Raw genomic sequence first — 12,779 nt, 5'->3', positions numbered from 1 at the left:
CGGTTCTGAACTCCTCCTCGCCCCTCTCCCTGAGCACGTCCAAGGCCTTCCTGGGCACGTAGGGTTCCATGTGACCACGTAGACCTCGTTCCTGACCAGATCCCTTACAGCGATTACGAGGAGCTGGTTCGAGGGCTCGAACCTCCTAGTCCCGCAGTGGAACACCTGAGTCCCGTTCCTCCCCACGGGCATCGTCCTGGAGTAGAGCTTGTGGTCGTGGGAGTCGTCTACGATGACCAGGACAGGGTCTTCCTTTACCAACCCCTTGACTACTTCCATCAAGTTCGTCCGGGCCAGGTCGTCTAACCTCCTCAGGGCGTTCCCATAGTCCACCCCCACGGCCTCCACGACCTCCGTGACTCCTCCCCTGCTCACCACGGAGCCCAGGAGAGTCTTCAAGGACGTGTCCGACCTCGTGACCGTCTTGGCAGCTACCACCCTAAAGGCCTCGACCAGTGCCTCCCTGTACTCCTCCCTGTCGGTCATACCGTAATTCGGCCCGTTAAATCCTAAAAAGTTTTCATACCCCCCAAACCCGAGGGATTTTTCCTATAAGTTCTATACGTAGTCCCTCACTCCCCTCCCCCTCCCCGACCTGAGGGACTGATCCCCCTCTACCCTCATGACTTCCTGCAACGTCTCCTCAATCAACCCCTTCAGCACGTCCTTCACTCCCCTGAAACTCCTTGAGAACTTCCAGGACCAACTCCTCCCTCACGGTATCACCCTCCTCTCTCTTACCTTTAATATTACCCTTCATTTTTTACCGCCTTTTCCATTTATGTACACCATGTTTTGGGGTACACACCCCCATAAACGAGTTGATTTACCTTGCTGAGAACGGCCTCCAGGTCGAGGACCCGTGGGTAGTGCTCTTCTACCTCCAGGCCCCAGAGCAGGTCAGGAAGTGGCTCAAGACCAACAACCTGGTCAAGTCGTTCAATTCCCCAGTCGAGCGCAGGAGGTTCGGGAAGTTCTACTTGGCCTGGAGGATCGAGCAGATCGCCCTGGCCATAGCCAACGACTACAACGTGTCAACCTGTCATCTCATCTTAGTAATAATATTATAGTATTCCTCGTTCTTATCAGAACCAGGAGTTATACCCAACTAATCTTACACGGAATTAGCCTAATTTAAGACAGCAGTAATGGGAATCTTAGGGAGGTAATACCAAGAAGTCGGTATTAGTGAGAAGTTTTTATTTTTCGACGTCTTCCTGCTGAAAAGGTGCGGAAAGGGACAGATCGAGTTGGCTAGGGAGAGGCTGGTCAGGGAGATCAACCAGGTTCTGGGCGTGGTCAGGAGGAACGGGAGGAGCAGGAAGGTCGGGTTGGCACTTATCCTCATGGTCCTAACGGAGGGCCAGCGTGAGGAACGCGGCCGAGACGTTCGGGTTGGACTACGCAAACCTGCTGGAGGCGTTGGGAGAACTCGACGGCGCGTGGAGGTCCTGTCGGGGCTGGTGAAGGGACCTGTCATCGTGGACGACACCGTGGACCACAACGCTCCAGGGGGACGTGAGCCCCTGAGAACCACTGGATCTACTGCCACACCCACGGGAGGTTCGAGAGGGCCAAGCTCCTCACGGTCGTGATAGTGGACCTCAAGCAGGACGTTCACGGTTTCCCCTACGTCGTGAGGAAGATGTGGGATTTGTGAGGGTCACTGAGTTCAAGGCCAAGATCGAGGTGGCGAGATGTTGGACGTGCTCAAGGAGCACTTCCGCGTGTCCAGGGTCGTCTTCGACTCCCGTACCGTCCGAGAAGCTCGTGACGGACAACGTGGTGTCAAGGCTCAAGTCCAACCGAGCCCAGGTTCTGCCCAGGACACCCTCGAGGAGGGGCACCTCCCAGTGGGATACCCCCGGAGTCTACTACGCCGACCTGACCCTGGGAGGCCGAGTGGTCATGGTGAAGTTGCTCGTCCGGGAACACGACTCCGGGATACACGTCAGGTACCTCTACACGACCGACCTCTCGCTTAGCGAGGAGGAGGCCTGGAGGATGAGGTGGGAGATCGAGGACCTCCAAGGGACGTCAAGGCCCTGGGACTGGAGTACTCGTCCTTCTGGAGGAGGGAGAGGCTTCAGGGCTACCTCACGATCTTCACCGTGACCAACGTCGTCAGGGAGCTGATAGGGGAGCTGAACCTGGGGAGCGTGGAGGTGTTCCTCAGGTTCGTTGAACGTAATTTAGGCGGACCGCCGGGGCTGATGAAAATCTTTAAGTTACGTTAACGTCCCATAACTGCTGCTATAATTACTGTTTCAATTGAATTTTGTTTATACAATTATTCTCGTTTGTGACACTCTCCCGGCGTCTTAGAGACAGAGAAATGGTGTCACCTCTCACGAGCAAGAATATTAATAACATAACCGAGAACAGAGAAATCAACTCACCCAGAATCCCAAAATCGTTTTGGATGTTATATATGGTGTAGATTCCGTTAGCTCCACTGCTTATAAGCCAGCCGTTCATGTAGCCATCTACCTCTACATGCTCATATTCGTTCTTGTCTAAAAGCTGCTGAAAGACATTCAAGTCTCCTCTGGCTAGTCTCCAAGAACTGTCATAATTTTGGTTCAATACTAGAAGGAACGGCCCTTTGGCACCGCTAACCTTCACTATATAGTACCCCATAGGTGTGAAAGTATAAGTGATCTCAGGTGTATTTCCAGTTATTGAAATGCCGCTAACATTTACCAGTGCTAGGGTATGGGGGTTGAACGAGCCGTCTTCCAATAACCTGATCACGTCTGACACATTCTTTCCAGCCGAGATGTTTCCTACCGCGAAAACCATGGGCAATGGATCTGCAACAGTGTAAATTTTGAGCTGACTGAACATGCCACGAATTGGGGTAATAGGAAGAGTAAAGTTCGAATAATTGCTCAATATATTATTTGTCAATACACTGTTTCCCTCTGGTATAGTGGGTACCACCACGATATATTTGACGCCAAGCATTTGTAGCAGTGTTGCGAATGAGCCTGGATTATTGACTAACAGTTCTGGTACAAGTCTCGATAACGAGTCAACTGGCTCCCCCAGATCAGATCCATATATTGAGATCGTGGAGGGAAACAATGCCCATCTACTACCTCCTGCATAAGGTGTCCCCGATAGGTTATACGCTATTCCGTTGCCATAATTTACAAATGGTAACACTAGAATTCTGTAGTTTTCCTCGGTATTAGATGATAGATATTCATTGGCTTGTTGATAATATTGCGGAATCTGAGCTCTGGCGTCTGGGTATAATTTGAAAGGGCTATGAGTTGGACCATTTATGTCAGTAAACACTGCGCCTGTCCACATGGGAATCGGTAGCAATACTAGGTCTAAAATGACCAAGGAACCCAAGAACACTGCAGCTACCTGAGTGCCGTACTTTCTGAACCTCCCACGGATGTGCTCTGACAGTGAGGCGGCGCCTATCCCAAGGAGTACTGCAAAGGGCAGTGCAGCGATATACCCCGCGTCCTCCATTACACTATTCCCCCAGAGCTTCAATAGCCATACATGACTTACAAGAAAAATGTAAAGGCTACCGGTAGGGGGACTCGTACCGAATATTAGGAATAGCCCAATTATCGCTATTACGGCCATCAAGGATACCCCTCTTCTCCTCTGAAATACTACGGAGGAGAAGGCCACTACTGGAATTAAGAATGTAGAAATGGTTATCGGCATGGAGGAGTAGTAACTTCCCCAGAGATAAACGAGGTTATATCCGACTATTTCAGGGCTCGTCGGGTAAATTAGCCTTATTCCGAAAAATGGAGGTATGCCCTGCATGAGCTGGTTATATAGATATTGTGCAGAAGCCAACCCAATCGCAGTCTTATAGCTACCGATATAAGGCAATATCCAGTAAGCCCCAGTCAGTATGAATAAGACAAATGACAACGCGAACATTTTTAGTGTGCTTGACATATCATATCCTAAAATAAGAGAGAACAGAGTCATGAGGAAAAGGAAGACCCATAGAGTGAGAACAAGAGGCGGCTGCCCGAATGAAAAACCAAACAAGAAAGTAGCTATGGCTATTAAGGACGAATATCTTAAAGTCATTCCTGATGTTAACCCTCTGTAGAAAAGGTAGGCCACAATGGGAAGGAGCGCGGAGAACAATATCTCGGATATCAAGAACCTCTTCCATGGATATATCATTATGTACGGGCTCAGGATATACGCTAAGGCCGCAATTATTGGAGCTAGGTTTTTTCCCCCGACGATTTCCTTGGTCAGAAGGTATGTGAAAGTACCCTGCAAATACATAACAAGGAAGAAAGTCAAGGCTTCCTCAACTACGGGGTTACCTAGAGCTAGCATCGAGAGGCCAGCTTGCTCCCAACTCCATACGAACGAGGTAGGAGCGAAAGGTACTAGTGAGCCTGCGCCCCTTACTGAAACCCAAGAGACCGGATAGAAACTAGGGGACCTAAAGCCCCAGATGGCGAATCCCAAACCGTCTTCGGCGTAATCTATGGGGGTGCCTGTTCTAAACCAAGAGATAATGAGTATTGCTTCAATTATCGCTAGGAGAACCAGAAAATATGAGGTTCTCTTGGAGAGCAACCTGATTCTCATAACATTTTATACTAATGACAGCAGTTATTAGATTTCGCCTTGACTTCAAGGCTACACCTAACGAGAAATCCCATATCTGCTGCTAATGAGTGTGTCGATAGTGTCGTCATTAAGCTATAAATTCTGGTATTAGCCTTCTCTCCCATAAGACTAGGGCTATGGAGTACATCATAATCCTATCCTATTTACTGCCTTAGTAGCCCTCTTGAACCTAATCGGCCTATCCCTGAGTGAAGAGTGCAGTGACTCGTTAGGGTTAACCGGTGAGACAACTGTGTGATCCTTTAACCAAAAGTACAAGTTGTAATCATCACTCACTCATCCCTCATCTGACACTTTTTAACCTCGCGGAAAGTAGTCTCATCCCTATCGCCCACAGAGTAGACCAGATAAACTCCCAACCCAACTTCGTGTAAACGTAGCAGGTGAAAATCCACTTGTAAAAAGCCCTAACATTCTTAAACAAATAAGTCCACATCTCATCAACCACCTTAGTAACAACATTACCCTTAACCAGCTCCTTAGCCTTCCCCCACAACTCCACTAGTTTCTCATACTTCCGCCCACCATAACGCTTAATCCAAGTGAACAACCTAGAGGTATATTAAGCACCCTAGAAATAGCCCTCATACCCACACCATTAGAATACATTTTTAAAGCGTCCTCCCTCAACTTCCTAGAATGGTGATGGTAAGTAGTATCACCCAAGAAGTACCTACCACTCTCTACACAAATACCTCTGCCTACCCAAAGGCCTACCACACTTAACATCATGAGAACCACAGGAGGGGCAAGAAACGTCTTGCCTAACTACAGCCTTCCTACCCATAAGTAATACTCGTTATACAAATATTAAATAACTTAATGATGGCACTATCGACACACTCATACTAATTATGCCAACCTTTTAATTGCTTTGTATACTTGTGGAGTTCCCCTGACCACGGTCTATCCAGTCAGGAGGGCAGGGTTCAGGGTCTACTCGGGTCTGATGGACCTCACCGGAGCGCTCAAGGGGTTTAGGGCCGAGGCCGGGGTGTTCAACGAGCTGTGGGCGTTCCTCAAGGTCAGGAGAGGTCCGGGGAGGACGAACCTCTGGGTGTGGGTTTTCCTCGTGGACTTGGTCCCCTTCTTCACGGTTGGGGACAGGGACTACGGCACACTCTACGGCTCCTGGTCAACCGCCCCCATGGTGACGTGAACCACTCCGACCAATACCAGGTCTACCGACCTGGACAAGCACGTTCCGGGTGAGTAACACACCCAGGCCGTGGAGAGCTTCAACTCCCACCTCAGGTCGAGCCTAGCTAGGCTCGCCAGGGACACCCAGGCCGTGACCAGGAGCTTAGCTCGGTCGACTACAGCCTGGTCTTGACGATAGTCGAGAAGCCCCACGCCTTCGAGGGGTCACTCCCCTAAACCGGACCTGCCTGGAAGGGATTAAGCTAATTCAAGAGTCTCATATAATATCACTAATTTATATCGAATAACAGTGATTATGGGACTTTCCCTCAAATATCGCCCTATGAACAAAGGCGAAATCTAATAACCACTGTCGAATAAGATGACTGTATGAGAACACTCCCCACGAAGAAAAAGGTAATCGTTCAGGTGGCCTTGACATATTTGCCCGACATCGGTGGTGGAGAAACCCACTTGAGGGATCTCGTTTCCTACATATCGAAGTACCACGATACCGTAGTTATAACGATGAAACCATATCAATCGAGAAAAGAAAAGGTTCCGCTTGTTGAGAAAACGGGAAACGTTTCAGTAGTGAGAATTCCCAGACCCATGAGGTCTCTAATTTACAGCAATGGTAAATGGAGGCCTTTTGCTACCTTAATATACCTTCCTTATTTTTATATATATGTGGCTTTCTGGTCATTAAGATATAAGAATGCGATAATAGCGTTTCACCTTCACGGCCTGTTATTGGCACCGTTGTGCGTGTTTCTTAAGCGAATAACAGGAAGGAAATGCATCATTTCCGTTCATTTTACTTTCAAGAGAGGCGGTAAGATATTAGAGGAGGTAGTCTTATGGGGCCTGAGGAGAGCTGATCATGTTTTGGCTCTATCAGAATTAGAGAAGGAGAACTTGATTAAATTGGGAATTCCCAGGGAGAAGGTTCTGAAGTTTACATATTGGGTCGATTTGGAGTCCTTTAAACCTATAGAGAGGGCGATAGCAAGAGAAAAACTAGGAATCGACAAGTCTATCTTTATGGTTCTATTTGTAGGCAGGCTGATAGAGGAGAAAGGAATCGATATTGTTTTAGAAGTGGCGAAGAACATGGAAAAAATTGAGTTCTACATCATAGGAGATGGCCCCTTAAGGGAAAAAGTCCTGAAGTCTTCTTCGGAAATTAAGAACCTGCATTACGTTGGACCGGTAGATAACTTCTCTCTACCGTCTTGGTATAGTGCCTCTAATGTATTAGTTGTGCCCTCTACTAGCGAGGAGGGGTTCGGACGGGTAATAATTGAAGCTTTCGCCTGCGGTATCCCAGTAATTGGGAGCAATCTAGGGGGGATCCCAGAAGCTATTCAGCCTCACGTAGGAAAAATCGTATCTCCAAATCCACAGGAGTTCATCAAGGCTATTAGTGAGGTGAGCAAATCGAGCTATTCACGTTGGGAGATAAGGAAGTACGCTGAAGAGAGGTTTGGTTTGAAAAATGCCGAAACTATTCTAAGATGCCTGATAGACTATTAACTCTCATGTTAACTAAAATGGTTTCAGGTAGTCAGCTGTGGCAAGAATAACAGTAATAGGGGCAGGGGGGCTCTACAATGCAGAGTATTTCTTCGTGAAGGCGTTTAGGTCTCTGGGAAACGAAGCGATCTTTGTAGATCAGTATGAGGGAGTAACAAGGAAATTCCTGGTGCGTTTTGTCACGACTAGGTTCTCACTTTCCAGGTTAGCTCTATCTAGGCTACCGGTCAACAGGCGAGAGTTCTCACGGTCGGACCTAATTCTGGTGTTCAAGGGCGAATTACTAACTGAGAATACCCTCTCTAGACTCTCTGAAATGAACACTTATCTTTTCTATCCGGATACCTACAGGTTCCCCATTCTGCTCAGGAATAGGATCCATTACTTCCGTGGGATCATTACCACCACGGAGAGGATCGAGCCATACGTTAAAATGGGAGCGCGTCGCGTTATGACGTTAAGATGGGCATGCGATCCAGAGCTTCACAGACCTTTGCAGATCTCCAAGGCCTATGACGTAACATTCGTGGGAACGTTTTATCCCAACAGGTGGAGAGTACTGAGAAAATTGAGAGTCCGACCTCACGTGTTCGGAAGCTTATGGTACCTGAAGATTGGCATTCACCATCCTGCCGTCCATGGGGAAGAGTACGTAAGAGTCATAAACGAGAGTAAGGTTAACCTTAACATTCACCATCCAGTAGATTTAGAAGCTGAAGCCCCAAACATGCGGACCTTTGAAATTGCTGGGAGTGGCGGGTTCCTCCTTACGGAAAGGATGGGTTGTCTCACAAAGCTCTTTCGGAGAGTCGAGACTTTTTCGAGTGTGAATGAACTGAACGAGAAGATAGAGTACTATCTGGAGGACGAGAAGGAGAGGGAAGAAGTAGCCCTCGGATTAAAGGAGGACTGTCTAGAGAGACATACTTATTTACATAGAGCACAGGAGTTAATGAAGTTAGTTTGAGATAGAGGTAATCTTCATTATAAAATACCTTAAAAGCAGTTTACCGGCTTTGGCATAGCCTACATACAGCAGTTATGGGACTTTAACGTAACTTAAAGATTTTCATCAGCCCTGGTGGTCCGCCTAAATGACGTTCGAGAACATGAGGAACGCCTCCACGCTCCTCAGGTTAAGCTCCCCTATCAGCTCCCTGACGACGTTGGTCACGGTGAAGATCGCGAGGTAGCCCTGAAGCCTCTCCCTCCTCCAGAACGAGGAGTCCAAGGGCCTTGACGTCCCTGTGGAGCTCCTCGATCTCCCACCTCATCCTCCAGGCCTCCTCCTCGCTGAGCGAGAGGTCGGTGGTGTAGAGGTACCTGGCCTGTGTCCCGGAGTCACGTTTATGTTCCCGGACTAGCAATTTTACCGTAGTGGCTCGGTCTCCCAGGGTCAGGTCGGCGTAGTAGACTCCGGGGGGTCTTCCACTCGGAGGTGTCCCTCCACCCCCTCGAGGGTCCCCTGGACCGACCCTGGGCTCGGTTGGACTTGAGCCTTGACACCACGTTGTCCGTCACGAGCTTCTCGGACAGTACGGGGGTCGAAGACGACCGTAGCTACCGGAAGCGCTCCTTGAGCACGTCCAACAGCTCGCCACCTCGATCTCGGTCTTGAACTCAGCGACCATCATGTGGAGCGTCTTCCTCACAGCATGGGGAAACCGTGAACGTCCTGCCCGAGGTCGACCATGGCGACCGTGAGGAGCTTGGCCCTCTCGAACCTCCCGTGGGTGTGGCAGTAGATTCAGTGGTTCTCAGGGACTCACGTCCCCCTGGAGCGTTGTGGTCCACGGTGTCGTCCACGATGACGACCTGACCCTTCACCAGCCCCGACAGGACCTCTACGCGTCGTCGAGTTCTCGCAACGCCTCCAGCAGGTTTGCGTAGTCCAACCCGAAAGTCTCGGCCGCGTTCCTCACGCTGGCCCTCCCACCTACCAGGACCATGAGGACTAGTGCCAGTTAACCTTCCTGCTCCTCCCGTTCCTCCCGACCACGCCCAGCCTGTTGATCTCCCTGACCAGCCTCTCCCTAGCCAACTCGATCTGTCCCTTTCCGCACCTTTTCAGCAGGACGACGTCGAAAAATAAAAACTTCTCGCTAATACCGACTTCCCCGTATTACCTCCCTAAGATTCCCATAACTGCTGTGAGATATGATTAGCCTGATCTCCCCTCATGACGGCCTAAACCCTTAAAGCCTCCGATCCCCTCATCATCGCGTGAGGGTATTAATCTCAGCGTACGATAGGGGAAGCTCCGGGATCTCCTCCTACACACTCGAACTGGCCAAGTTGTTGTCCAAGGACGTTAAAATCTCCCTCATCTCCTTCCAGGACATAGACCTTCCAGGTGTGGATGTCATCCCCATACGCCGCATCCAAGAATCCAGGGCTCTCCCGCTCCTGACCTTCCTGAGGAACGAGAAGAGGATCAGGGAAGTGACGAAGGACTTTGACCTAGTCCACGAGACCCTACCTCCCTGGGGTAGCACGACCCAACCCATGATCACGACCAGGTGGGGTTACCTGTCCTACATCGAACTAGCCTGGGTCAGGCTTACTGGCCTCTCCTTCCCAGAGAAGCTCGGGGCGTTCCCTGTGACCCTCCAGCATTACCTCATGGACAGGAGGTCAAGGATGAGGGCTAGGTACGTAATAGACGTGAGCAGGGAGACCCCTAACTTCATACCTCCACCTGTGGAACCTAGACCCCAAAAGAGCTATCAGTGCTCTATTCTGAGGTTACTGTTCGTGTCGCGGGATCTGGGGATGCCCAGGAAGAACCTCGGCGTAGTAATGAGGGCCCTTAGTATGGTCAAGATCCCTGTGGAGCTTCACCTTGTCGGTGCAGGGAGACCTCCAGGCCCCAAGCCCCCATATCCTGTTATCAATCACGGCCAGCTCCTCAGGGAGGAGGTGATCTCCCTCATGAGAGAGGTAGACCTCTTAGTCCTACCCTCCACTTATGAGGAACTGGGGTTCGTAGGACTTGAGGCCTACTCTGTGGGATTACCTGTGGTCACGAGTGATATACCGTCATTTAGGGCAGTGTTTAAGGCGAGCCTCAGGTTTCACCCTAAGGACCCGGTAGGCCTGGCCGACATAATTAACTCGATCTCCTGCAATAAACTGGAGAAGATGGGGAAAGAGAGCAGAGAGTACGTTATCAAGTCCAATGAACTAGGAAGGAGGAAAATCCTGGACATATATAGGCTGGTGATTCAGCGATAGTGAAGGGGTACGACTCAAACTTTCACAATCACGCACTTAACTACTATTACGGCAGTTATGGGAATCTCAGGGAGGTGGTACGGAAAGTCAGTATTGGCGAGGAGTTTTAGTTTTCAGCGCCTTCCTGCTGAAAAGATACGGAACGAGGAGAGGTTAATCAGGGAAGCCAAGGTGAGGCTGGTCAGGGAGATCAACAGGCTGGGCGTGGTCAGGGGAAGGGGAGGAGCAGGAAGGTTAACTGGCCTGATCCTGATGGTCCTGGTAGGTGGGAGGGCCAGCATCGTCAGCTGATCAGGGAACCTGAGGAGCGTGGAGGTGTTCCTCAGGCTCTCGAACGTCATTTAGGCGGACCGCCGGGGCTGATGAAAATCTTTAAGTTACGTTAACGTCCCATAACTGCTGCACTATGTTATACTTGTATCACTAATTATCTTGGCCCTCAGGCATTATTTTAGTCATCTCTGGCGTTGATCAATCTAAAGGGATTGTTATTGTTTCTACTTCTTTAGTCTTTTCTATGTCTCCGTCAGTGGTGATAACTCTCCCTTTAACCTCCTTTGCAGTAGCTATTAGAAACGCATCAGCCAGTGATAAATAAGAGTACTTACTCTTCAGTAGTGCGGCGTTTTCAGTAATCCTCTCATTGGGAGATATTATTTGGATCGGAGAGTTTCTTATGTACCTATGCCTAGCCATTGCGGTGTCTTTTCCCATCTTTAAAATGTAGAGGTATAGAAATTCGGCTAGATTCACCTCACTCATGTAAATAGTAATTTCTCCTCTATACATCTCTTCGAAATATTTCTTAGTTTCCTGCTTTCCAGCGAACAATAAGGACAAAGGCCCCGCGTCAAGAACGTATCTCCATTTCAACTTCTTTCCTCCTTTCTTTTACTATCTCTTTAGCGACTTCCGTAGCTTTATCTCCGTCTATACCGAATAGATCTAAGAGAGTCACGGGTTTATTTAAGGTTATTTTATCAATGTCTACAACTAGCTCTATTACATCACCTTCTTTTATCCCGAGTTTCTCCCTGACTTCTTTAGGGATTACAATTATGCCTTTCTTATAAACCTTAGCTCTGTACCTTTCCATGAATGGATATTACGTCTTGCTATATAAATGTTTAACCTAACGTTAGTTAGTAGTTTAACCAAACGATACGAAGACTATAGCACTTTCACCTAACTTTTAAATACTTCTAGTTACTTTTAATTACTGTGGAGAGGTATCTAACACCTAGTGAGGTTGCTGAAATATTCGGCATGAGTAGGAGTGGTGTCATTAAGTAAGGGAGGGGAAGATAAAGGCTGTTGAGGTTAACGGTAGGTGGAGAATACCTTACAGCGAAATTGATTGTTGTCCGGCGGTGGAAGGGTTAAACGAGTAGCGATTTACGCACGAGTTTCGTGAACGCGAAAGGAGGAATTGGAGAGGCAGTTGGGCGCGTTGAGAGAGTGGGTTAGGAAAACTCTCGGTGAAGTGGGTGTGATAGAAGAAGGATATAGGTTCCGGATTGAAAGAGGATAGGGGAGGGTTAAAGAAACTCTTGGAACTGGCTAAGAGGAGGCAAATTGACGCAGTTGTAGTAGCTTATAAGGACAGGCTAACACGTTTCGGTTTCGAATACCTCGTAGAGTTCAAAGCTTACGGAGTAAACGTTGTTGTGACTTTCCAAGATGATAAGGATCACACGCAGGAGCTAGTGGAGGACTTTGTAGAGATCGTCAAGTCGTTCGCCTCTAGAATTTACGGTCACAGATCTCACAGATATGAGAAGGTGGTAAAATGTGTTGAAAACCTTAAAAAGGACGGTTAAACTAGAGGGTGACTTCTTGAACGAGTGGAAGTACCGCGTTCTTAGGGAGGTTGAGGAACATCAGAGGAAGATCGTTAACGAAATGATTGGGGTAATCCTATCAGAGGGCTTACAGACCACTAGGAAGAAGTTGCACGAGAGATTTTACAGTGACTATAAGGAGAAGTACCCCTTCCTACCTTCAAGGGTTATTGAAGGTGCCTACGTCGTAGCCGGAAGGATTGTTAAGAGTTTCAGGGAGAGGAGGAAGAGAGGGTTAACGAGGAAGGATAAACCGGAGTATAAGAGGGTTATGATCACTATTCCTAACATGGTTAATTGGAGGTTTAACAAGGTTTCTGTCAGCGTTTTAACCCACAAGGGTTGGGTCGAGATACCCCTCAAGTTCACCAAGCAATTTACCCGCTACGTACA

Annotated in this window: 11 protein-coding genes and 7 pseudogenes; 10 read left to right on the top strand and 8 right to left on the bottom strand. The window is 48.7% G+C overall.

The features are described from left to right. Positions 1–486: pseudogene (locus METMK1DRAFT_RS07575) on the bottom strand (ISNCY family transposase); the annotation flags it as partial. 383 nt (positions 487–869) lie between these two features. Here METMK1DRAFT_RS07575 and METMK1DRAFT_RS07570 point away from each other — a divergent pair. Beyond that, a pseudogene (locus METMK1DRAFT_RS07570) lies at positions 870–1,070 on the top strand (IS256 family transposase); the annotation flags it as partial. A gap of 59 nt (positions 1,071–1,129) precedes the next feature. Here METMK1DRAFT_RS07570 and METMK1DRAFT_RS19020 read toward each other — a convergent pair. Further along, positions 1,130–1,348 carry a hypothetical protein gene (locus tag METMK1DRAFT_RS19020; protein ID WP_245544629.1) on the bottom strand — a complete coding sequence of 73 codons (219 nt, stop codon included), beginning with the start codon at positions 1,346–1,348 and terminating at the stop codon, positions 1,130–1,132. Here METMK1DRAFT_RS19020 and METMK1DRAFT_RS16390 point away from each other — a divergent pair. Beyond that, positions 1,245–2,237 (top strand): annotated as a pseudogene (locus tag METMK1DRAFT_RS16390) (IS701 family transposase). The gene METMK1DRAFT_RS19020 and the pseudogene METMK1DRAFT_RS16390 overlap by 104 nt on opposite strands. A 22-nt stretch (positions 2,238–2,259) precedes the next feature. On the opposite strand, the gene METMK1DRAFT_RS07560 reads toward METMK1DRAFT_RS16390, so the two are convergent. Continuing rightward, positions 2,260–4,593 (bottom strand): hypothetical protein, encoded by a 2,334-nt coding sequence (locus METMK1DRAFT_RS07560; protein WP_009072510.1) that lies wholly within the window; start codon positions 4,591–4,593, stop codon positions 2,260–2,262. A gap of 109 nt (positions 4,594–4,702) precedes the next feature. Next, a pseudogene (locus tag METMK1DRAFT_RS07550) lies at positions 4,703–5,422 on the bottom strand (IS1/IS1595 family N-terminal zinc-binding domain-containing protein). An 87-nt stretch (positions 5,423–5,509) separates the two neighbouring features. On the opposite strand from METMK1DRAFT_RS07550, the gene METMK1DRAFT_RS15620 reads away from it, so the two are divergent. Further along, the gene (locus tag METMK1DRAFT_RS15620; protein ID WP_009072505.1) at positions 5,510–5,794 is read left to right on the top strand and encodes a hypothetical protein; all 285 of its coding nucleotides are present in this window, start codon (positions 5,510–5,512) and stop codon (positions 5,792–5,794) included. Here the strand turns inward: METMK1DRAFT_RS15620 and METMK1DRAFT_RS17615 are convergent. Beyond that, a complete protein-coding gene (locus METMK1DRAFT_RS17615) occupies positions 5,758–5,988 on the bottom strand; it encodes a hypothetical protein (protein ID WP_009072503.1) in 231 nt (76 codons plus the stop codon). The two genes, METMK1DRAFT_RS15620 and METMK1DRAFT_RS17615, sit on opposite strands and share 37 nt — an antisense overlap. Before the next feature lie 177 nt (positions 5,989–6,165). Between METMK1DRAFT_RS17615 and METMK1DRAFT_RS07540 the strand changes: the two genes are divergently transcribed. Both METMK1DRAFT_RS07540 and METMK1DRAFT_RS07535 read left to right on the top strand, forming a co-directional pair. After that, complete coding sequence (locus tag METMK1DRAFT_RS07540) at positions 6,166–7,311, top strand: glycosyltransferase family 4 protein (RefSeq protein WP_009072502.1); 1,146 nt, start codon at positions 6,166–6,168, stop codon at positions 7,309–7,311. Between the two features lie 37 nt (positions 7,312–7,348). Then, positions 7,349–8,278 (top strand): CgeB family protein, encoded by a 930-nt coding sequence (locus METMK1DRAFT_RS07535; protein ID WP_009072499.1) that lies wholly within the window; start codon positions 7,349–7,351, stop codon positions 8,276–8,278. 82 nt (positions 8,279–8,360) lie between these two features. Here the strand turns inward: METMK1DRAFT_RS07535 and METMK1DRAFT_RS20060 are convergent. Then, a pseudogene (locus METMK1DRAFT_RS20060) lies at positions 8,361–9,382 on the bottom strand (IS701 family transposase). 152 nt (positions 9,383–9,534) lie between these two features. Here METMK1DRAFT_RS20060 and METMK1DRAFT_RS07530 point away from each other — a divergent pair. The 3 genes and pseudogenes from METMK1DRAFT_RS07530 to METMK1DRAFT_RS20055 all read left to right on the top strand — a co-directional run. Next, the gene (locus METMK1DRAFT_RS07530; RefSeq protein WP_009072492.1) at positions 9,535–10,545 is read left to right on the top strand and encodes a glycosyltransferase family 4 protein; all 1,011 of its coding nucleotides are present in this window, start codon (positions 9,535–9,537) and stop codon (positions 10,543–10,545) included. 57 nt (positions 10,546–10,602) lie between these two features. Then, positions 10,603–10,836, top strand: coding sequence for a hypothetical protein (locus METMK1DRAFT_RS07525; RefSeq protein ID WP_009072490.1), 234 nt, complete (start codon positions 10,603–10,605; stop codon positions 10,834–10,836). 6 nt (positions 10,837–10,842) lie between these two features. Further along, positions 10,843–10,931, top strand: a pseudogene (locus METMK1DRAFT_RS20055) (transposase); the annotation flags it as partial. Between the two features lie 85 nt (positions 10,932–11,016). On the opposite strand, the gene METMK1DRAFT_RS07520 reads toward METMK1DRAFT_RS20055, so the two are convergent. After that, the gene (locus METMK1DRAFT_RS07520; protein WP_009072487.1) at positions 11,017–11,418 is read right to left on the bottom strand and encodes a type II toxin-antitoxin system VapC family toxin; all 402 of its coding nucleotides are present in this window, start codon (positions 11,416–11,418) and stop codon (positions 11,017–11,019) included. After that, a complete protein-coding gene (locus METMK1DRAFT_RS07515; RefSeq protein ID WP_009069617.1) occupies positions 11,396–11,641 on the bottom strand; it encodes an AbrB/MazE/SpoVT family DNA-binding domain-containing protein in 246 nt (81 codons plus the stop codon). The genes METMK1DRAFT_RS07520 and METMK1DRAFT_RS07515 overlap by 23 nt, the downstream gene beginning before the upstream one ends. A 125-nt stretch (positions 11,642–11,766) precedes the next feature. Here METMK1DRAFT_RS07515 and METMK1DRAFT_RS07510 point away from each other — a divergent pair. Together METMK1DRAFT_RS07510 and METMK1DRAFT_RS07505 are read left to right on the top strand one after the other, a co-directional pair. Next, positions 11,767–12,365, top strand: a pseudogene (locus METMK1DRAFT_RS07510) (IS607 family transposase). Then, a partial coding sequence (locus METMK1DRAFT_RS07505) for a PIN domain-containing protein (RefSeq protein WP_483466642.1) occupies positions 12,337–12,779 on the top strand: 443 nt, incomplete at its 3' end. The pseudogene METMK1DRAFT_RS07510 and the gene METMK1DRAFT_RS07505, both read left to right, overlap by 29 nt.

Source organism: Metallosphaera yellowstonensis MK1, from assembly GCF_000243315.1.
In the GTDB taxonomy this organism is placed as follows: Archaea; Thermoproteota; Thermoprotei_A; order Sulfolobales; family Sulfolobaceae; genus Metallosphaera; species Metallosphaera yellowstonensis.
This window is presented reverse-complemented; position numbering and strand designations above follow the sequence as displayed.

Bases quoted from the DNA above. Each gene is read 5' to 3' on its own strand.
- METMK1DRAFT_RS07560 (WP_009072510.1), bottom strand. From the start codon at position 4,593: ATGAGAATCAGGTTGCTCTCCAAGAGAACCTCATATTTTCTGGTTCTC.
- METMK1DRAFT_RS19020 (WP_245544629.1), bottom strand. From the start codon at position 1,348: ATGAGGATAAGTGCCAACCCGACCTTCCTGCTCCTCCCGTTCCTCCTG.
- METMK1DRAFT_RS07515 (WP_009069617.1), bottom strand. From the start codon at position 11,641: ATGGAAAGGTACAGAGCTAAGGTTTATAAGAAAGGCATAATTGTAATC.
- METMK1DRAFT_RS07525 (WP_009072490.1), top strand. From the start codon at position 10,603: ATGGGAATCTCAGGGAGGTGGTACGGAAAGTCAGTATTGGCGAGGAGT.
- METMK1DRAFT_RS07540 (WP_009072502.1), top strand. From the start codon at position 6,166: ATGAGAACACTCCCCACGAAGAAAAAGGTAATCGTTCAGGTGGCCTTG.